The organism is Natrinema versiforme JCM 10478 (assembly GCF_000337195.1).
GTDB lineage: Archaea > Halobacteriota > Halobacteria > Halobacteriales > Natrialbaceae > Natrinema > Natrinema versiforme.
In genome coordinates this window covers 127,766-144,893 of the sequence record NZ_AOID01000029.1, presented here as the reverse complement: position 1 = coordinate 144,893, position 17,128 = coordinate 127,766, and the positions used below count along the sequence as shown (strand labels likewise).

At 65.1% G+C, this 17,128-nt stretch carries 20 protein-coding genes; 9 read left to right on the top strand and 11 right to left on the bottom strand.

Annotated elements, in window-relative coordinates; genetic code table 11:
- Window positions 1-4 precede the first annotated feature (4 nt).
- The 4 genes from C489_RS10490 to C489_RS10475 all read right to left on the bottom strand — a co-directional run bounded on the left by C489_RS10490 (window position 5) and on the right by C489_RS10475 (window position 2,940).
- Window positions 5-409, bottom strand: a complete 405-nt coding sequence (locus tag C489_RS10490; protein WP_006431223.1) for a hypothetical protein — start codon at window positions 407-409, stop codon at window positions 5-7.
- Window positions 410-500: 91 nt separating this feature from the next.
- Window positions 501-941: a hypothetical protein gene (locus C489_RS10485; protein ID WP_006431222.1), complete on the bottom strand. Its 441-nt coding sequence runs from the start codon at window positions 939-941 to the stop codon at window positions 501-503.
- 350 nt (window positions 942-1,291) lie between these two features.
- Window positions 1,292-1,519: a hypothetical protein gene (locus C489_RS10480; RefSeq protein ID WP_006431221.1), complete on the bottom strand. Its 228-nt coding sequence runs from the start codon at window positions 1,517-1,519 to the stop codon at window positions 1,292-1,294.
- Between the two features lie 455 nt (window positions 1,520-1,974).
- Window positions 1,975-2,940: a PGF-CTERM sorting domain-containing protein gene (locus tag C489_RS10475; RefSeq protein ID WP_006431220.1), complete on the bottom strand. Its 966-nt coding sequence runs from the start codon at window positions 2,938-2,940 to the stop codon at window positions 1,975-1,977.
- Between the two features lie 398 nt (window positions 2,941-3,338).
- Between C489_RS10475 and C489_RS10470 the strand changes: the two genes are divergently transcribed.
- Window positions 3,339-4,736, top strand: coding sequence for an APC family permease (locus C489_RS10470; protein ID WP_006431219.1), 1,398 nt, complete (start codon window positions 3,339-3,341; stop codon window positions 4,734-4,736).
- A gap of 80 nt (window positions 4,737-4,816) precedes the next feature.
- Here C489_RS10470 and C489_RS10465 read toward each other — a convergent pair whose 3' ends face one another.
- Window positions 4,817-5,308, bottom strand: a complete 492-nt coding sequence (locus C489_RS10465; protein ID WP_006431218.1) for an Lrp/AsnC family transcriptional regulator — start codon at window positions 5,306-5,308, stop codon at window positions 4,817-4,819.
- A 200-nt stretch (window positions 5,309-5,508) separates the two neighbouring features.
- Here C489_RS10465 and C489_RS10460 point away from each other — a divergent pair, with 200 nt between their 5' ends.
- A complete protein-coding gene (locus tag C489_RS10460; RefSeq protein WP_006431217.1) occupies window positions 5,509-6,843 on the top strand; it encodes an aspartate aminotransferase family protein in 1,335 nt (444 codons plus the stop codon).
- Window positions 6,844-7,068: 225 nt separating this feature from the next.
- Window positions 7,069-8,412, top strand: coding sequence for an acetyl-CoA carboxylase biotin carboxylase subunit (locus C489_RS10455; RefSeq protein WP_049890775.1), 1,344 nt, complete (start codon window positions 7,069-7,071; stop codon window positions 8,410-8,412).
- A 54-nt stretch (window positions 8,413-8,466) separates the two neighbouring features.
- Here C489_RS10455 and C489_RS10450 read toward each other — a convergent pair whose 3' ends face one another.
- The 5 genes from C489_RS10450 to C489_RS10430 all read right to left on the bottom strand — a co-directional run bounded on the left by C489_RS10450 (window position 8,467) and on the right by C489_RS10430 (window position 12,076).
- Window positions 8,467-9,228, bottom strand: coding sequence for a LamB/YcsF family protein (locus C489_RS10450; protein WP_006431215.1), 762 nt, complete (start codon window positions 9,226-9,228; stop codon window positions 8,467-8,469).
- Window positions 9,229-9,431: 203 nt separating this feature from the next.
- A complete protein-coding gene (locus tag C489_RS10445) occupies window positions 9,432-9,674 on the bottom strand; it encodes an acetyl-CoA carboxylase (protein ID WP_049890774.1) in 243 nt (80 codons plus the stop codon).
- Between the two features lie 80 nt (window positions 9,675-9,754).
- Window positions 9,755-10,732 carry a 5-oxoprolinase subunit C family protein gene (locus C489_RS10440; protein ID WP_006431213.1) on the bottom strand — a complete coding sequence of 326 codons (978 nt, stop codon included), beginning with the start codon at window positions 10,730-10,732 and terminating at the stop codon, window positions 9,755-9,757.
- Window positions 10,729-11,631 carry a 5-oxoprolinase subunit B family protein gene (locus C489_RS10435; RefSeq protein WP_006431212.1) on the bottom strand — a complete coding sequence of 301 codons (903 nt, stop codon included), beginning with the start codon at window positions 11,629-11,631 and terminating at the stop codon, window positions 10,729-10,731. The genes C489_RS10440 and C489_RS10435 overlap by 4 nt, the downstream gene beginning before the upstream one ends.
- A 247-nt stretch (window positions 11,632-11,878) precedes the next feature.
- Window positions 11,879-12,076, bottom strand: coding sequence for a hypothetical protein (locus tag C489_RS10430; RefSeq protein ID WP_006431211.1), 198 nt, complete (start codon window positions 12,074-12,076; stop codon window positions 11,879-11,881).
- A 201-nt stretch (window positions 12,077-12,277) separates the two neighbouring features.
- On the opposite strand from C489_RS10430, the gene C489_RS10425 reads away from it, so the two are divergent.
- Together C489_RS10425 and C489_RS10420 are read left to right on the top strand one after the other, a co-directional pair.
- Window positions 12,278-12,661 carry a DUF5789 family protein gene (locus tag C489_RS10425; RefSeq protein WP_006431210.1) on the top strand — a complete coding sequence of 128 codons (384 nt, stop codon included), beginning with the start codon at window positions 12,278-12,280 and terminating at the stop codon, window positions 12,659-12,661.
- A gap of 104 nt (window positions 12,662-12,765) precedes the next feature.
- Entirely contained in the window at window positions 12,766-13,377 is a 612-nt protein-coding gene (locus C489_RS10420) for a translation initiation factor IF-2 subunit beta (RefSeq protein WP_006431209.1), read from the top strand.
- Window positions 13,378-13,517: 140 nt separating this feature from the next.
- On the opposite strand, the gene C489_RS10415 is transcribed toward C489_RS10420, so the two are convergent.
- The gene (locus C489_RS10415; RefSeq protein WP_006431208.1) at window positions 13,518-14,045 is read right to left on the bottom strand and encodes a helix-turn-helix transcriptional regulator; all 528 of its coding nucleotides are present in this window, start codon (window positions 14,043-14,045) and stop codon (window positions 13,518-13,520) included.
- A 111-nt stretch (window positions 14,046-14,156) separates the two neighbouring features.
- Between C489_RS10415 and C489_RS10410 the strand changes: the two genes are divergently transcribed.
- Genes C489_RS10410 through C489_RS10395 form a run of 4 tightly spaced genes read left to right on the top strand, consistent with a single transcriptional unit; the run spans window position 14,157 to window position 17,128 of the window.
- On the top strand, window positions 14,157-14,792 hold the full coding sequence (locus C489_RS10410) for an HAD family hydrolase (protein ID WP_006431207.1): 636 nt from the start codon (window positions 14,157-14,159) through the stop codon (window positions 14,790-14,792).
- A 43-nt stretch (window positions 14,793-14,835) separates the two neighbouring features.
- The gene (cbiB, locus tag C489_RS10405) at window positions 14,836-15,774 is read left to right on the top strand and encodes an adenosylcobinamide-phosphate synthase CbiB (RefSeq protein ID WP_006431206.1); all 939 of its coding nucleotides are present in this window, start codon (window positions 14,836-14,838) and stop codon (window positions 15,772-15,774) included.
- Entirely contained in the window at window positions 15,771-16,535 is a 765-nt protein-coding gene (gene cobS, locus C489_RS10400) for an adenosylcobinamide-GDP ribazoletransferase (RefSeq protein ID WP_006431205.1), read from the top strand. The genes cbiB and cobS overlap by 4 nt, the downstream gene beginning before the upstream one ends.
- The gene (locus C489_RS10395; protein ID WP_006431204.1) at window positions 16,535-17,128 is read left to right on the top strand and encodes a GTP--adenosylcobinamide-phosphateguanylyl transferase; all 594 of its coding nucleotides are present in this window, start codon (window positions 16,535-16,537) and stop codon (window positions 17,126-17,128) included. The genes cobS and C489_RS10395 overlap by 1 nt, the downstream gene beginning before the upstream one ends.

The following is a 17,128-nucleotide window of genomic DNA, read 5'->3' as shown; positions in this document are numbered from 1 at the left end:
GCGGTCAGCTCTCGGGCTCGAGTTCGCTCGGGTCGAGTTCGCCGGCGAGGTAGCGGTCGCCCGCCTCGGAGACCTCGTACAAGCCGGGCATGTGGCGATTCAGGAGACCGTACTTGGCCAGTTCGCGACACCGATAGGCCGCGTACTTCGCCGGACAGATGCCTTCCTCGTCCATCTGGGTCGGCTCGAAGGCGTCTTCTTCCTGCATGAACTCGAGGATGCGGCGGTCGGCGGCCTCCATCCATCTGGCATCGATTTCCGAACCGGCGTCGGCGTAGATCGGGACGCCGGCTTTCGTCTCGACGGTGATGCCGCCCTCGAGATGGCCCTCGGTGTCGACCCGTATCTCGGGGTGTGCCTCGACACCGGTGTCGCTCTCCGCGTCGGCGTCGGGAGTGTCGTCGTCCATACGGGGACGTTCGGACCCCGTCCGGGAGTATGTTTATACTGCTGGCCGCCGGTCTCGAACGACGAACCACACTGTACCGTGAGACAGCCGGTTACGACTGAACGCCGTCGGGCGCGTCGTAATCGACGTGGACGTTCGGCGTGGTCGCCGGTTCCTGTCCCGTGATCCCGCGGTCGACAAACGTGACGTCGGTCAGGTCGCCCGTAAACCGGAACGTCACCGTGTCGGACTCGATCGTCCCCTCGACCGTGGTCCCCGACACGACGGTCGCATCGGCGTCTCGCGGGTCGTCGGCCAGATCGATCTCGCCGTCGACGGTGATCTCGAAACTCGAGGGCGTCCCCTGCCCGATGATCGTCAACGTGTTCGGCAGCGCGTCCTCGGCATCGCCGGCGTCCGCGGTGGTCGTCCGCGTCGCCGCGACCGTCGCCGTCGCGGTCGGTTCGACGGTGATCGGCGACGCCGCCTGGTCGTCCGCATCGGCCGTGAGTCCGCTACTGTCGTGGTCGACTGTCGCGTTCTTCCGCGTCATCTACTGGACACAGTCGGGTATGCCAGTATAAGCCTTCTCACTGAACTAACGGTACGAGGAAGTGAAATATAAGCGCTCGAGCCGGATATCGGCGGAATTTTCGGAACGGTCGGAGTCGCGGCCGTCGGCAGGTGACGATTGCAGGGTTAATACGTGTCTCGACGATCGCCGTAGTCGATCAGTATGGATTCGAAGCGACCGGACGGTCGACTCGACGAGACGGGATCGTCACCAAACGAGAGCGCACCGAGCAGTCCTCCCGCTCGGTCATCGGTTGACTCCGCAACTACCTCGGCCGATGACCCGCCGGTAAACGGCCGGTCAGGGGTAACCAGCGGTCAGTCACTTCGTCACTCGTCGTCCTCGAGCAGCCCGAGGTCGGTCGCGGCGAGGTCCGCGATGCGGTCGGCGATGTCGGGATCGACTTCGGCGACGTCGTCGCCGTCGTGGAGTTGGTCGTTGTGGCGTTCGATGGCGTCCGCGAGGTCGGAGAGCGGAACGCGGGAGGTCGTCTCACAGGCCGGGCAGACGACGGGGACGCGGGGCACGTCGTCGTCGGACTCGTTCGTGGTCGTCATCTGTCGGGCATCTCGCGCCAACCGTCAAAACCTAATTGGTTCGAACGGCACGCCGAATTGCCCGGCCGCGTGCGCACAGAACTGCGCCGACGGAGCAACACTGACTGCTCAGCCCCTGATACAGATCACCAATCAGGGTCCGTAATTCCATGAGTCTTCTGGTCGTTTCATCGCGTTTTGACCCGATTGGCCAGCAGTATTATTGTGATCCAATCGAATTATCGGATAGACGGGGGTACGACAGTCTGTCGGTGGGTACACCACCCGATCTTTGCCCCGTCATGACGTGCGAAGAGCTCCATGGTTCCCGGCTACAACTCGTAGCCGTTCCCTGTCTTTCGTCTCGGTTCGTCGATACGGTAACCTCGAGCGGTCGCTATTACTCGAGGGGCTGTACCGCGTGTCTCCTCGATCGCTATGAGTCAGCCTCGAGCGGCTGTGACTTGCGGACCGACTTAGCCGCGGCGTCGAGCGAGGACGGCGACCGAGAGCGCAACGAGAGCCCCGAGGACGCCGAATCCGGGCATTTCGTCGTTATCGCCGGACTCGGTTCCCTCGAGTTGCTGGTCGCCTCCGTTCGGCGACTCACTCGTCTCGTTCGCTCCCGGATCCGATCCGCTCGAGCCGTCGGGATCGGACCGATCGCCGGTCGCCCCGTCGAGTTGCAAGACGACGACGACCTGTCCGTGTGAAGCGTTGGTTTCGTAGGTCCAGCCGCCGCCGGCTTCCTCGTAGGATTCCGCGGCGGTCAGCGGGTCGATGTCGGTGTCCCAGCCGTCGCCTTCGGGAACCTGTTGGATGTACCCGGCGACCTCAATCTGGTCAGCGTTCTCGCCGCTGATCTGTGCTTCGCCGTACTCGATCGTCGCGTCCTCGGGATTGCCGTGCAGTTCGATACAGTGGGAATCCATGTAGCCGTCGCCCTGTGCGACATCCGGACTCGTGCCGAACTGGTCGGCATCCAGCGGCCGATCGTAGTGGTCGGTCATGGGGAACTGCACGGTCATCGGATCGGCCTTGGAGTGCCAGCTCGTGACGTCGTTCGTGGGAATCGTCACGGACGTATTGGGGACCGACTCGCCGACGACGGTGTCGCCGTTTTCGTTGACCAGCGTGACGCAGACTTTCCCGGAGCCGTCGCCGAGATACGGGTTCCGATACTCGTCGCGCGGGTTCTCGTAGCTGACCCAGCTGCCGTCGCTGGCCGCTGCCTCGAAGTAGGGATCGCCCGGTTCCGGGGCCGGCTCCACGTACGCCTCCTCCGAGACGGACTCGTTCGAATCGGGATCGACGACGCCCGCAGACGCACCCGCGGCACCCGTCGCGACGAGGCTCGCGATGACGGCCAGTCCAAACCCGATCGCGAGGAGTCGCTGCCGGTCGCCCGGCACCAGTTTTCGGACCGTCTCTACTCCGACCATGACTACGCTCCCCACCCGGCCGTGGCTGTCGATTGGTCGTTTTTGTGACTGTTCCGCGACGACGACTGTCGCCTGACAGTACTAGTCATCGAGCTGAGGTACTGGATTACCCGACCTATATATGAGCGGCGTACTCGAGGGGTAGACGGCTTCTACGGTGAGTAGACAGCCGTTTCCGAGACAGGCGAGTGTCGAAATCGATCCGTACCAGTTCCGCTCCGGGGTACTCGTCGAGGAAGGTCCGCGCTCACCGGTGACATGCCGCCGCCTGCTATCGTTCTAGTCGGTCAGTAATCACAATCTTTGAACAGCATCCAGTCAATGACAGGTAGAAAGAACATGGTCCCAATGAATAGCGTTTAGTTAAACTTAACACTCGGTATTCGACAGAGAGTGGTATGGCAGAAGATGGCAATACCTTCGAGCGGGTACTGACGAAGAAAGATCTCTTCGTGCTCGCGTTCGGCGCGATGATCGGCTGGGGATGGATCATCCAGACTGGGGTCTGGATCGACGAAGCGGGGGTGGCCGGATCGGTACTCGGCTTCGTCGCGGGCGCGATCATGGTGGGCGTCGTCGGACTGATATACGGGGAACTCACGTCCGCGATGCCGTTCGTCGGCGGCGAACACGTGTACAGTTTCCGCGCGCTCGGCCCGCTCTGGTCGTTCGTCTGTACGTGGTCGCTCGTCCTCGGGTACGTCGGCGTCGTCGTCTTCGAGGTCGTGGCGCTGCCGTCCGCGATGGCATACATCGTGCCCGGCTTCAACGTCTTCGAACTCTGGTCGGTGGCCGGCGAACCGGTGTACGCGTCCTGGATCCTCGTCGGCGGGATCGGTGCGATCGTGATGACGGCGCTCAACTACCGCGGCGTGAAACCCGCGGCACAGTTCCAGACCCTCCTGACGGTGATCATCGCCCTCGCCGGCGTCATGCTCGTCGTCGGTGCCCTGTTCAACGGCGAGACGCAGGGCCATCCGCCGCTCTCGGACGTGGGCGCTGCGGGCGTCGCCTCGGTCGCGATCATGACGCCGTTCATGTTCGTCGGCTTCGACGTCATTCCCCAGTCCGCCGAGGAGGCAGACGTCTCGCCTCGCCTCATCGGACTCCTCATTCCGGCCGCGGTCTCGCTGGCCGCGGTGTTCTACATCGCCGTCATCTGGGGCTCCGGACAGGCAATGCCCGGTGCCGAACTCGCCGAGAGTAATCTGCCGGCGGCCACGGCCATGGAGGCGATCTTCAGCAGTCAACTGATCGGCCGTATCATGGCGCTTGCCGGCATCGCGGGTATCCTCACGAGTTGGAACTCCTTCCTCCTCGGTGCCAGTCGCGCCGTCTTCGCGCTCGCCGACTCCGGTATGATCCCACGGCGGATCAACACGCTTCACCCTGAATACAACACGCCCTCGACGGCCGTCGCCCTCATCGGCGGCCTCTCGGTCTTCGCGCCGCTGTTCGGCGAACAGATGCTGGTCTGGATCGTCAACGCGAGCAGCCTCGGCCTCGTCGTCGCGTGGTTCCTCGTCGCGATCTCGTTCCTCGTCCTCCGGTACCGAGAGCCCAACCTGAACCGCCCGCTGAAGCTCCCGTTCGGATACGCGTTCGGGGCGGCCGGGCTGGTCCTGACCCTCGGCTTCATCGGCCTCTACCTGCCCGGCGGCCCGTCGGCGCTCGTCTGGCCCTACGAGTGGGCGATCGTCCTGCTCTGGGCGCTGCTCGGCGTGGTCCTGTACAGCGTCTCCTCGACCGACTCCGACCTCGAGCTAGCGGATCTCGAACTCGAGGAACTCGAGTAACCCGCGAGTGACGGCCTCGGTCGGCCGAGGGTCGTCACCGTCGACCGGAGCTGTTTTCGCGGAGAACAGTGCGCTGGTGCTTACTCGTCGTCGGCGACGGTCTCGACTAACGTCTCGAGTTCGAAGTCGTTCAGCGGGTAGGACTCGTTTTTGACCGTTTCGACGACGAACTGCGAACTCGTTCGGACGACCTCGTCGATCGCCTCGTAGTCGCTGATGAGCCGGTGGACCATCTCGCGGCCCGAGAGGTGGGCGATGACGACGAAATCGGTGTCGCCCATCGTGAAGTACACCTGATTGACCCCCTCGATGGCGGCGAGTTTCTCACCGACCTCCTCGTGGTACTGCTCTTCGTACTCCGCGATGACCTCCGTGATCACCGTGATCTCGAGGCCGAACTCCTCGAGGTCGACGTCGAAGAGATCGTCGGTGACGACGCCGCTTTCCCTGAGCTTCGTGAGTCGATAGTGAACCGTCGATTTCGGGATGTCGGTGTACTCCGAGATCTCGTCCGGGCTCCCCGTTCCGAGTTCCGCGATGGCTTGCAGAATGCGAACGTTTCGCTCGTCCATACGCGGGGAACGGAGTACACGGATAAACAACATTCGAACGTGAGTCGCGTCGTTGGGAAAACGTTGGATGTAGTTCGGAGTCCTGGGTGATCGAGAGGTCGTGCCGCAACCGGTTGGCGAGTCCCCGGGCCGGAAACATTACATATGGATAGGATTCTTGAAGACATATTTTATTAGGATGTAGTTCGACTCTTTGGATAATGGCTGAACAACAAACCGATCCATCCGTCGGACGGGAGTCGAACGCGGCCGTCCTGTCGGCGTACGACGACCACATGATGCCCATCTGGAAATCGCTCGACGTACCGGTCAAACGAGCTTCGGGCTGTACGCTCGAGGACTTCGAGGGCAACGAGTACCTCGACGTGTTCTCCGGGATTTCGGTGGTGAACGTCGGCCACGGAAACGACGCCGTCGTCGACGCCGCGAAAGACCAACTCGACGAGTTCGTCCATGGCTGTTCGTACGTCCACCCCAACGAACCGGTCGCCGACCTCGCCGAGCGGATCGCCGAGGTGACGCCGGGCGATCTGCAGAAGAGCTTCTTCTGTAACTCCGGGACCGAGGCCGTGGAGGGCGCGGTCAAGCTCGCGCGGAAGTACACCGGCTCGAAGGAAGTCATCGCCCTCGAGATGGGCTTTCACGGCCGCACCCTCGGCAGTCTGGCGCTGACGGGGAACAAGGCCTACAAGAAGGGCATGGCCCCGACGCTCAACGATGTTGCCCACACCGCGCCGCCGTACGGCTACCGCTGTCCGCGCTGTGACGGCGACCAGTGCGACGCCGACTGCGCCGAGGAACTCGAGCGGATCATCGGCTCGCACACGAGCGGGGACCTCGCGGCGGTCGTCGTCGAACCCGTCATGGGTGAGGCCGGGATCATCGTGCCGCCGGCGGGGTGGCTCGAGCGGGTCCAGGAAATCGCCCACGACCACGGCGCGTTGCTCATCGCCGACGAGGTCCAGACCGGCTACGGCCGGACCGGCGAACTGTTCGCGAGCAGCCACTTCGACGTCGAACCCGACATCCTCACGCAGGCGAAAGGCATCGCCAACGGGCTGCCGCTGGGTGCCTTCACCGCCTCCGCGGAGGTCGCCGACGCCTTCGAGTCCGGCGACCACCTCTCGACGTTCGGCGGCAACCCCGTCGCTTGCGCCGCCGCGCTGGCGACGATCGACGAACTGCAGGACGGCATCGTCGACAACGCCAGCCAGCAGGGCGCGTGGCTCGAGTCCGAACTCCAGACCCTCGAGGACGAGTACGACGTCGTCGGGCAGACTCGCGGGCTCGGGCTCATGCACGGCGTCGAACTCGTCGATCCGAGCGAGACGGGGCCACAGAACGTCGCGCCGAAACCGGACAAAGACCTCGCGTCCGCGGTGAGCGAGTACCTCCGCGAGGAGTCGAACGTCGTGATGGGCGTCGGGGGCTACTACAAGAACGTCATGCGCTTCCAGCCGCCGCTGACCATCTCGCGCGACCAACTCGAACGCGCCGTCGACGAACTGGAGGCGGCCCTCGAGACGGTCGCCTGAAAGCACCGTCGCGAGAACGGAATCGGCTCGAGCGGGGAGCGACTGCGACTTCTCCCCTCACTCACTGCAGATCGGCCGCGATTCCGCACCGGCGTGAATCGAACGACACGCCCCCGCTCTCGGGAAAACGGATCGGAAGTCGAGATACTCTGGTTTCGTCGAACCCCGTTCAACACACGAAAGTAGGTTAGCTTTATCTGGAGATAGAAGCCATATCACGACACTGTGTTCGAAAGAGTGTTGATCGCGAACCGAGAGGAGATCGCCGTTCGAATCATTCAGGCGTGCGCGGACCTGGATATCGACGCGATAGCCGTCTACAGCGATGCGGACGAGGACGCCAAACACGTCCGCATGGCCGACGAGGCCTACCACATCGGCGGCTCGAAGGCCAAAGACAGCTACCTCGATCAGGACGCGCTGATCGAGGCGGCGCGAGCCGCCGACGCCGACGCGATTCACCCGGGGTACGGGTTCCTCGCCGAGAACGAGTCGTTCGCGGCGAACGTCGAAGACAGCGAGTTCGCGTGGATCGGCCCGCCAAGCGACGTGATGGTCGATTTCGGCGAGAAGACGAAGGCTCGCAAAATCATGGAGTCGGCGGACGTCCCCATCGTGCCCGGCACGACCGACCCGGTCACGTCCGCCGACGAAGTCGAGGCCTTCGCCGAGGAACACGGCTATCCCGTCGCGATCAAAGCCGACGGCGGCGGCGGCGGCCGCGGGCTCAAGATCGTCTACGAATCGTCCCAGATCGACGCGAAGCTCCAGGAAGCGATTCGAGAGGGCGACGCGTACTTCGACAATCCGACCGTCTACCTCGAGAAGTTCCTCGAGAGCCCGCGTCACATCGAGGTCCAGATCATCGGCGACGACCACGGGAACGTCCGCCACCTCGGCGAACGGGACTGCAGCATTCAGCGACGCCAGCAGAAACTCCTCGAGGAGTCGCCCTCGCCGGTACTGAACGACGACACGCGCGCCGAACTCTGCGAGGCCGCCTGCCGCGGCGCGGCGGCAGCGGACTACGTCAACGCCGGCACCGTCGAGTTCCTCTACGAGGGCGGCGAGTTCTACTTCATCGAAGTCAACGCGCGGATTCAGGTCGAACACGCGGTGACCGAGGAACTCACCGGGATCGATCTGGTCAAGTGGCAGCTCCGGGTCGCCGCCGGCGAGGAACTGTCGTTCACCCAAGACGAGGTCGACCCGCGCGGGGCCGCCATGGAGTTCCGCATCAACGCGGAGGACCCCGACAACGACTTCACGCCGTTGCCGGGGACGCTGTCGACGTACGAACCGCCGCGGGGCATCGGCGTCCGCGTCGACGACGGCGTCGACGAGGGCGACTCGATCGCCCCGTTCTACGACTCGATGTTCGCGAAACTGATCGTTACCGGGCAGGACAGAGACGAGGTCCTCGCCCGCAGCAAACGGGCACTCGACGAGACGACGATCGAGGGCGTCCCGACGACGATTCCGTTCCACCGGCGGCTCCTCGAGGACGACGGGTTCGTCTCGAACGAGCACACGACGAAGTACGTCGAGCGGGAACTGCTCGACGAGTGAGCCTCGATCGGCGACGGGAGGAGAGTCGTTTCGCTCTCGGCCTTTCGATCCGCCTCAGACGGTCTGGGGCAGCGATGTGAGTTCGATATCGTGTTCCTCGACCCGGTCGTGGATCGCCTCGAGGATCGCGGCGGCGTTTGGATTGTCGCCGTGGATACAGATGCTCTCGGCGGGGATCGAGATCTCCTCACCGTTTGCGGCCTCCACGACGCCCTCGGTGGCGATCGAGACGAACCGATCGGCGACGAGTTCGGGGTCGCGATCGGCGAGTTCCTGCTCGACGATCAGGGAGCGGTCGGCCCGATAATCGATGTCGACGTAGCCCTCGAACACGGCCCGGAGCCCGTCGATCTCCTGTGCGACCTCGTAGATGTTCATATCGGTCGCGAGGTAGATGAGATCGTCGTCGACCTCGAGCATGCCGTTCATGACCGCGCGGGCGTGGTCGGGGCTTTCCGAGAGCATCGAGTACATCGCCCCGTGGGGTTTGACGTGCTGGACGGTGGCACCGTGGCGGCGCGCGAACGCCGTGAGAGCGCCGAGTTGGTAGACGACGTAGTCGCGTACTTCTTCCGGCGTGGCGTCGATCTTGCGGCGACCGAAGCCGGTCCGGTCCGGGAGACCGGGGTGAACACCGATACCGACATCGTGTTCGGCCGCCAGCTCGACCGTCTCCCGCATGACGTGCGGGTCGCCGGCGTGATACCCGCCGGCGATGTTCGCGGACGTGATGTAGGGCATGACTGCCTCGTCGTTGCCCATCGTCCAGTTGCCGAAGCTCTCGCCCATATCGCAGTTGATGTCGATCGCCGTCATGGGTGAGAGTCTAGCACAATCCAGCATATAGCTTACGTCGGTTCGTCCAACAGTAGCCGGGACCGTCAAATATCGTCTCACGTAGACCGCAGAGACTAGCTCCTGTTCGGACGACTACCAGAAAATCCGTCTCGAGTGGAGTCGAATCGCTACCGGCTGATAGCGGCCGAAACCCGCGATGCCGGCGAGTCGGTTCGACGCCGTTACTCGAGTTCGACGATCGCCTGATCGGCTTCGACTTCGGCCTCGTTCTCGACGAGGAACTCGCTGACCGTCCCCGAACTGTCGGCCTCGATGTCGTGGAAGTTCTTCATCACTTCAACGAGGCCGATAGTATCGCCCGCTTCGACGGTGTCTCCCGGTTCGACGAAAGGCGGGTCGTCGGGGTCGGGTTGTCGGTAGAAGATGCCCGGCATCGGTGACTTGATCGTGGTTTTCTCTGTCATAGTGTGTGGTTGTGTTGGATTCAGTCCCGAATCTATTCTTTGTTTTGGTTACGGTTCTGTCTGTTAGCGTATCGTTGACTCTACTCCTCGCCCTCGATGTCCGCTCGGATCTCCTCGAGGCGGGCGTTCTGGTCTCTGCGGGCGTCGATCGCCTCGTCGACGTCGACCGACTCGAAGGTGACCGTCTTGTGGGTCTGGCGCTGTGCGAGCAGCCCGCGGTCGGCGCTGATCACGGTCCCGACGGTCGCGTAGCCGCCGCCCGTGACCGCGTCCTGCATGAGGACGATCGGCTTCTGGGGCACCTGAATCGACCCGAGCGGGTAGCCGAGGTCGACGACGTTCGAGGGGTCGGTCCCCGCGCCGAAGGGCTGCTCGCGCTCCTCGAACTCGAGGTCCGGCCCCTCGAGGCGGTAGCCGACGCGGTCCGCTTCCGGCGAGACGGTCCACTCGGAGTCACAAAGCGTCTCTTTGGCCTCGTCCGTGAGCCGGTGGCTCATCAGTCCGAGCACGATCCGGACGGTGTCCTCGTCCGCGTAATCGGGTACGTCCTCGTTGTCGATCCGCGTCCCGACCAACTCGCGCCGTTCGGCCGGCGCGTCTCCGATCGAAAGCCGGTCGCCCTCCTCGAGACCGCGGCCCTCGTGACCGCCGATCCCGACGAGCGTGTACGTCGAGCGACTGTCCATCACCTCGGCGACGTCGATGCCGCCGGCCACCGCGAGGTAGGCTCGCGCCCCCTCGGTCGCGAACGCCAACTCGAGTTCGTCGCCGGCGTCGACGGCAACGGTTGCCCACGTATCGATCGGCTCGCCGTTGAGGCTGGGCGACATGTCGGCACCGGTGACCGCGATCACGGCGTCGTCTCGGAACGTCGCCGTGATGCCCTGATAGGTCATTTCGACGGTCGCGGCGTCGGCGTCGTTCCCGACGAGGTAGTTCGCGACCGTGTGGGCGTAGCGGTCCATCGCACCTGATGGCGGCATACCGATGTGATAGTGGCCGGTTCGCCCGAGGTCCTGTACCGTACTGGCGATGCCCCCCTCCTCGATTTCGATCATTCTAACACCTCCATGAGCTGCTCGTTGTATTCGGCCGGCGACTCGAAGAACTCCTCCGGTGAGAAACTGACATTTTCGTAATTATACTCGTAGGTGCCCGCCTCGACCTCCTCGCGGATCGCGTCGTACTCCTCGCGATCGATCCGTCTGTAGTTCAAGATGTCACCGGGGTTCGGGAACACCATCGAATCGCGGAAGTCGGGGAGGGTCTGCTCGGTGTCGAGCACTTCGATCGGCGTCCGCCCGTATAGCTGGTAGCCGCCGGCCCCCTGTACCGGATAAATGACCGAGAACGCGCCACCGAAGCCGACCGCGCGACTCGGCGTGTCGGTCCGTGGCTCGACGTACTTGGGAACCTCCAACTGCTGGTTCCGCGGCACCATCTGGAAACACCACGGAAGTCCCGGGACGAATCCGACCATCGTGACCAGGTGGGGCGCGCCGACGAAGGCGTCGATAAAGGATTCGACGCCGTCGAAGCCGTTGAGTTCCGCCGAGTACTCGAGGTCCGTCCCGTCGGGGTCTTGGTGGCGCTCCCGGAACTCCATGAGCGTCTCGTGGGTCCACGGATCCTCGAACAGGACGGGAACGTCGATGATACGCGTCTCCCAGTCGTAGTTCTCGAGATCGATCTCGGACTCGATTTCTTTGAGCTCCGCGATCAGGTCGTCCGGGTGGATGATCTCCGGATCGATGCGGAGCATGTAGGAGGCGTTTGCCGGGCAGTTTTCGACGACGCCGTCGATATCTCGCTCGGCGACCTGCTGGGTAATCGCCATCGCCTTGAAATTGGCGGTGAAACTCATCTCCTCCGCGAGTTCGACGAACACGTGATCGTCCGCCCCGTACTCGTAGCGCGGTTCGGGAAGGTCGACGGGTGTGATCCGTTCGTTGTCCATGCTGTACGATGACAATCAGACTTCAACTATGAATAGATATTGGTGGCTGATCAATATTACCATAGTTTCCTGAACCAAATCCGACTGGAATACGAGAGAGGGAACGAGATGCGATATGTTTGAACGCGACAACCACGCGCTGGCTTCACTAGCCAGTACGGTCGGTTCGTCTCGCCTGGCGACCTCCCGCGACTGAGAATCGATTTCAGTAGCGACGGGAAACGCTCCAACGGCTCCGCGAGGTGAGTCAGTCGCCCGAACCGTCCTCGAGAGAGACCCCTGAGAGCGAGTCGTCGACGGCGGAAAAGGCCGTACTGCCACAGCGACAGCCCTCTCGGCGGCCGATCGGGCGGAGTTTGTCGTCTGCCAACTCGAGTGCTGCATAGAGCGCACCGCACTGCTCGCAGGCGGCGATCGTTCGTCGATTGCCATCGGATTCGTCCATTGTCGCAGTGGCCCGTCATCAAAGCGGACACAAATAGTCGCTGTGAGGACGCGAGCGAACGCAGGCTCGTTGCTACGGCCGTAACAACACCGACGCTCGTACGATAGCGGAGCCGCGACGTGGCGAAAGGGTCGAACCGACCGGCGACTCCCCGCGAGCGCCGGCCGGCCGCTTTTCCGACGGCTGATGATAGCTCCGGCTATGAGCGACGAACCGAGCCGCGACCGCGTCCAGGACCGGGCCGAACAACGCAAGGCAGAGCGGGCCGACCACACCGAATCCATCCTCGAGGATGTCGAACGCCACCTCGGCGAGATGGAGTATCCGATCACTAGCGAGGAGATCGCCGCGGAGTACGGCAACGAGCCGATCGACATGCCAAACGAGACGGAGTCGCTGGGGAGCGTCTTCGACCGGCTGGCCGGCGAGCAGTATGATTCGCCCGAGGAGGTCCGCGAAGCAGTCTACGGCGAAATCACCGGCGAGGCGGGCAGCCCCAACGAGGCCAACGCCGAACGCGACCTCGACGAACTGGACGACGAGGCACAGGGCTCGCTCAGCGAGAGCGGCGGCGGCACGTACTGAGTCGACGGCAGCGGCCGTCGACGTCGCTCGCCCGCCGGTCGGCGCGCCGTCGGGCGGAACGTGATAGCAGAACGGATTTACGTTCGCGTCGCCTGTTCTCGCGTATGGATTACGAATCGAGTCTCGACCGAGCGATGGAGGACGTCCCCGATATCGGGGGCGACGAACAGCGGCTACAGATTCCCGACCCGGAGCCACAGAAAGACGGCGCGTTCACGCGAGTGACGAACCTCGACGAGATCGCCGACGTGCTCTCCCGGGACACCGAGCACCTCCACCGGTTCATCCAGCGCGAACTGGGGACCAGCGGCAAACTCGAGAACGGCCGCGGCCGGTACAACGGGACCTTCTCGCAGACGGACCTCGACGCGGCGATCGACGCCTACGTCGACGAATACGTCCTCTGTTCGGAGTGTGGCCTGCCCGACACTCGCCTCGTCCGCGAGGACCGCACCCCGATGTTGCGCTGTGACGCCTGCGGTGCGTTCCGTCCCGTCACCAAGCGCTCGACCAGCAGTCAGCAGCAACAACAGCAAGACGCCGTCGAAGAGGGCCAGACCTACACGGTCGAAATCACCGGCACCGGCCGAAAGGGCGACGGCGTCGCGGAGAAGGGCAGCTACACGATCTTCGTCCCCGGTGCGGACGAGGGCGACGTCGTCGACATCTACATCAAGAACATCTCGGGCAACCTCGCGTTCGCCCGCCTGGACTGAGACGGGTTGCGGTACCGATTTCCCGGCGCAACCCCAGAGCGTCGGGGTTGCGCCGGGAACGACGTACAGGAGACCGTCTGAGACCCGCGGTTCGATTCGTTTTATTTTCGACGACGACTCGAGCGTGCCACGACGAGGAGTCAGCACACCGAGTCGGGAACCGCAGCCGGGAGACAGACGACCTTCTCGCGACCGATCCGATAGCGCTCGACCACGTCGCGGTCCTCGAGATCCGAGAGGAGGCGACTGAGCGTCGCGCGCGACCAGCCGTAGCGGTCGATAAAGCGCTGCTGTTTGAGCCGACCGCCGTGTTCGACGAGCACCGCGCGAACGTACTCCTCGGGCGTGAGGCCGTACTCGAGGATCTCGGCCCTGCTCGTCGGGCCGTCGTCCGGATCGACGGCCCCGTTGGCGAGCGACGATCCGCCGTCCGATCCGTCGCCAGCCGATCCTGTGTCCTCCCCATCGCCGGAGGCCTCGCTATTTGCAGATCGGCTCGTGACCTCGAGTCGTCCCGCTCGTTCTTCGCGTCGCTGCTTGGCTCGGTTCGTCGCACTCTCGTCGCGTCGACCCGCGCCCGCGGAGCCGACCGCGTCGGCGCAGGTCCGAACCGCCCGTCCAACGGCGGTTACGTGTCGGGAACCGATCGGGGCGTGTCGTCGAATCATCGTACCCGTTGCTGGCGGCTCGGTCCGAAAAGGGGTATGCACAAAACCGTCCAAACAACCCCGCGCCCTGAGACCGCGAAATTAAAGTCGAGTTGTGCTAGTCACACTGTTGTGGGAGTATCGTTCGATCTCTTCGGGACGCTGGTGACCGCCGACCGTCCGGACGACCCGGCCGCGGCCGTCGCGGCCGAACTCGCAAAGCGAGACGTCGCGATCCCGGACGACTGGGACGTGGCCTACACGGAACCCCACGTCGACCCGCCCGACGGCGCGGAAGTACCGCTCCCGGCCCACGTCTCCCGTGCCCTCGCGAGCCGCGGCGTCGACTACGACCGAAACGCGGCCAGACGGGCGGTCGTCGCGGCGTTCGATCCAGTCGTCGAGACCAGAGACGGCGCGCTCGAGGCGGTCGCGGCTGCCCGCGAGCGGGGTCCGGTCGCGATCTGTTCGAACTGCAGCGTCCCGGAGTTGGTCGGTCGCACTCTCGTCAGGTCGGCCTTCGAGCGCGACGATTTCGACGCGATCGTCACGAGCGTCGGCTGTGGCTGGCGCAAGCCCGCGCCGGAAATCTTCGAACTGACCGCCGACGAACTCGGCGTTTCCCCCGCCGATCTCATCCACGTCGGCGACGATCCGCACACCGACGGCGGGATCGAGGATCTCAGCGGCACGGCGCTGCTGCTCGAGGACGTGTCCCTCGCGGATGTGCCGGCACAGTTGCACACCGGCGAACAACAGCAGTCATGACGGCGCGGCTCCATTCCGAGGACAGCATGGAGGCGAGGAGGGCGTGCTGACGACGCTTTCGGTCATCGGTCTCGCGTTCAGTCTCGATCTGCTGCTCGGCGAGCCGCCGACCGCCGTCCATCCGGTCGCGTGGTTCGGCCGCCTCGTCGGGGCCGTGGATCGTGCGTGGAGCGACGACGAGCGCCGCCAGCGACTGGTCGGCGGTGCGATCGCCGCCGTCGCTCCGCTCGTTCCGGCCGCCGTCGCCGGCGGGGTCGTCCTCGTCGCGGGGCTCGTCCACCCGATGGGCGGCGGCATCGCCGCCGCACTCGTGCTCTTTCTGACGACCAGTCTGCGCTCGCTGCTCGAGCTCACCGAGGACGTCGTCGGAGCGACCGCAGACGAAGCCGATCTCGAGCGCGCCCGCGAGCGAGTTCGCGGATTGGTCGGCCGGGACACGGCGACGCTCCCGGCCGGCGAACTCCGCAGTGCGGCCGTTGAAAGTGCGGCCGAGAACCTCGCTGACGGGCTGGTCGCGACACTGCTGCCGTTCGCGATCCTCGCGCCGATCTCGCTGCCGGCCGCCGCGGCGGCCGCCGCGTGGGTCAAGGGCGTCAACACGCTCGACTCGATGCTGGGCTACCCCTCGAAACCGATCGGCACCGCGAGCGCGCGGCTGGACGACCTCGTAATGCTCCTGCCCGCCAGAGTCGCGGCCGTCTCGATCGCGGTCGCCGCGGCCGACCCGCTCGCGCTCGCTCGCGCCTGGCAATGGGCGCGGGTGCCGCCGTCGCCCAACTCCGGCTGGCCGATGGCGACGCTCGCCTGCGCGCTCTCGGTCCGCCTCGAGAAGGCGGGCGTCTACGTCCTCAATCCCGACGCGGACCTCCCGTCGCTGGCGGATGGGGAGCACGCTGTTACTGTGGTCGGCCGGGGCGCTGTCGTCTCGCTTGTCCTTGCGATCGGGCTGGCGGTTGCCACCTCCGGGGTGGTGACACCGTGACCGCGATCGGTCGCTGGATCGGGGCCGTCCGCGGCGCGCTCGGGTTCCTGACGCGCCTGCCGGTCGGGTTCCGCGACGGCGACTGGGAGGCCTTCCGAGCGACGCCGGCGGCGTTTCCGATCGTCGGCCTCGTCGCGGGCGCGCTGGCTGCGGTGCCGCTGCTCGCCGCCGGGACGCTTCCAGCGCCGACCGTCGCGCTCGGCTACCTGCTGTCGGTGTACGTTGTCACGGGAATCCACCACCTCGACGGGGTCGCGGATCTGGGCGACGCGCTGGTCGTCCACGGCGACGCGGAGCGCCGCCGCGAGGTGCTCAAGGACACGACGACCGGCGTCGGCGCGCTGCTTGCGGTCTCGATCACCGTCGCCGGACTGGCGCTCGGGGGGCTCGGACTGGCCGGTCTCCCCGTCGGAACGGCGATCGGCGTCGCTGTCGGAGCCGAAATCGGGACGAAATTCGGGATGGGGCTGATGGCCAGCTACGGACGGGCGGCGTACGACGGCACGGGGAAACAGTTCACCGACGGGGCGAGCAGCGGCTCGGTTTTCGTCCCCGTGGTCGTCGTGCTCGCCGCGGCGACGCTCGTCTGGCCCCATCCCGGCGCGGTCGCCCTCTGCGGAGCCGTCGCCGGCATCGGTCTCCCGTGGTACTGGGCGAACCGGTATCTCGGCGGGCTCAACGGGGATATCTTCGGAGCCGCGAACGAGATCGGCCGCGTCGCCGGCGTCCACCTGGGGGTGATCGCGTGGACGCTGTTGTGATGTGCGGCGGAAAGGGGACCCGCCTCGAGAGTTCCCACGAGAAGCCGCTGCACCCGATCGCCGGGACCGCCATGGTCGACCGCGTGCTGGCGGCCCTGCGAGAGAGCGCGATCGAGACGGTGTACGCCGCCGTTTCGCCGAACGCGCCGGCGACGCGAGCACAGCTCGAGGCGACCGACGGCGTCGCGGCGATCGAAACGGCCGGCGAGGGTTACGTGACCGACCTGCTGAGCGTCCTCGAGGACCCACAAATCTCACCGCCGGTGCTGACCGTCGCCGCGGACCTGCCGCTGCTCGAGGCCCCCGTCGTCGACCGGATACTCGCGGCCCACGGCGACGGCAACGCCTCGCGGACCGTCTGTGTCCCGGTGGCGCTCAAGCGGCGACTCGGGGTCAGTATCGATACGCGACTCGAGGCCGCCGACCACCTCGCGCCGACCGGGGTCAACGTTGTCGGCACGACCGACGATTCAACGACTATGACCGACGTGTACTACGACTCGCGACTGGCGACGAACGTGAACCGACTGGAAGACGCCCGTCTCGCGGCCGGACTGCTGCGGGACCGCGATCATGACGGGGAGGGCCGCTGA

Coding starts and splice junctions, on each gene's coding strand:
- C489_RS10445 (WP_049890774.1), bottom strand. CDS start 9,674: ATGACAGAGAAAACCACGATCAAGTCACCGATGCCGGGCATCTTCTAC.
- C489_RS10475 (WP_006431220.1), bottom strand. CDS start 2,940: ATGGTCGGAGTAGAGACGGTCCGAAAACTGGTGCCGGGCGACCGGCAG.
- C489_RS10430 (WP_006431211.1), bottom strand. CDS start 12,076: ATGGACGAATCCGATGGCAATCGACGAACGATCGCCGCCTGCGAGCAG.
- C489_RS10395 (WP_006431204.1), top strand. CDS start 16,535: ATGTGCGGCGGAAAGGGGACCCGCCTCGAGAGTTCCCACGAGAAGCCG.
- C489_RS10425 (WP_006431210.1), top strand. CDS start 12,278: ATGAGCGACGAACCGAGCCGCGACCGCGTCCAGGACCGGGCCGAACAA.
- C489_RS10435 (WP_006431212.1), bottom strand. CDS start 11,631: ATGGACAACGAACGGATCACACCCGTCGACCTTCCCGAACCGCGCTAC.
- C489_RS10440 (WP_006431213.1), bottom strand. CDS start 10,732: ATGATCGAAATCGAGGAGGGGGGCATCGCCAGTACGGTACAGGACCTC.
- C489_RS10460 (WP_006431217.1), top strand. CDS start 5,509: ATGGCTGAACAACAAACCGATCCATCCGTCGGACGGGAGTCGAACGCG.
- C489_RS10450 (WP_006431215.1), bottom strand. CDS start 9,228: ATGACGGCGATCGACATCAACTGCGATATGGGCGAGAGCTTCGGCAAC.
- C489_RS10415 (WP_006431208.1), bottom strand. CDS start 14,045: ATGATTCGACGACACGCCCCGATCGGTTCCCGACACGTAACCGCCGTT.
- C489_RS10465 (WP_006431218.1), bottom strand. CDS start 5,308: ATGGACGAGCGAAACGTTCGCATTCTGCAAGCCATCGCGGAACTCGGA.
- C489_RS10485 (WP_006431222.1), bottom strand. CDS start 941: ATGACGCGGAAGAACGCGACAGTCGACCACGACAGTAGCGGACTCACG.
- C489_RS10490 (WP_006431223.1), bottom strand. CDS start 409: ATGGACGACGACACTCCCGACGCCGACGCGGAGAGCGACACCGGTGTC.
- C489_RS10480 (WP_006431221.1), bottom strand. CDS start 1,519: ATGACGACCACGAACGAGTCCGACGACGACGTGCCCCGCGTCCCCGTC.
- C489_RS10420 (WP_006431209.1), top strand. CDS start 12,766: ATGGATTACGAATCGAGTCTCGACCGAGCGATGGAGGACGTCCCCGAT.
- C489_RS10470 (WP_006431219.1), top strand. CDS start 3,339: ATGGCAGAAGATGGCAATACCTTCGAGCGGGTACTGACGAAGAAAGAT.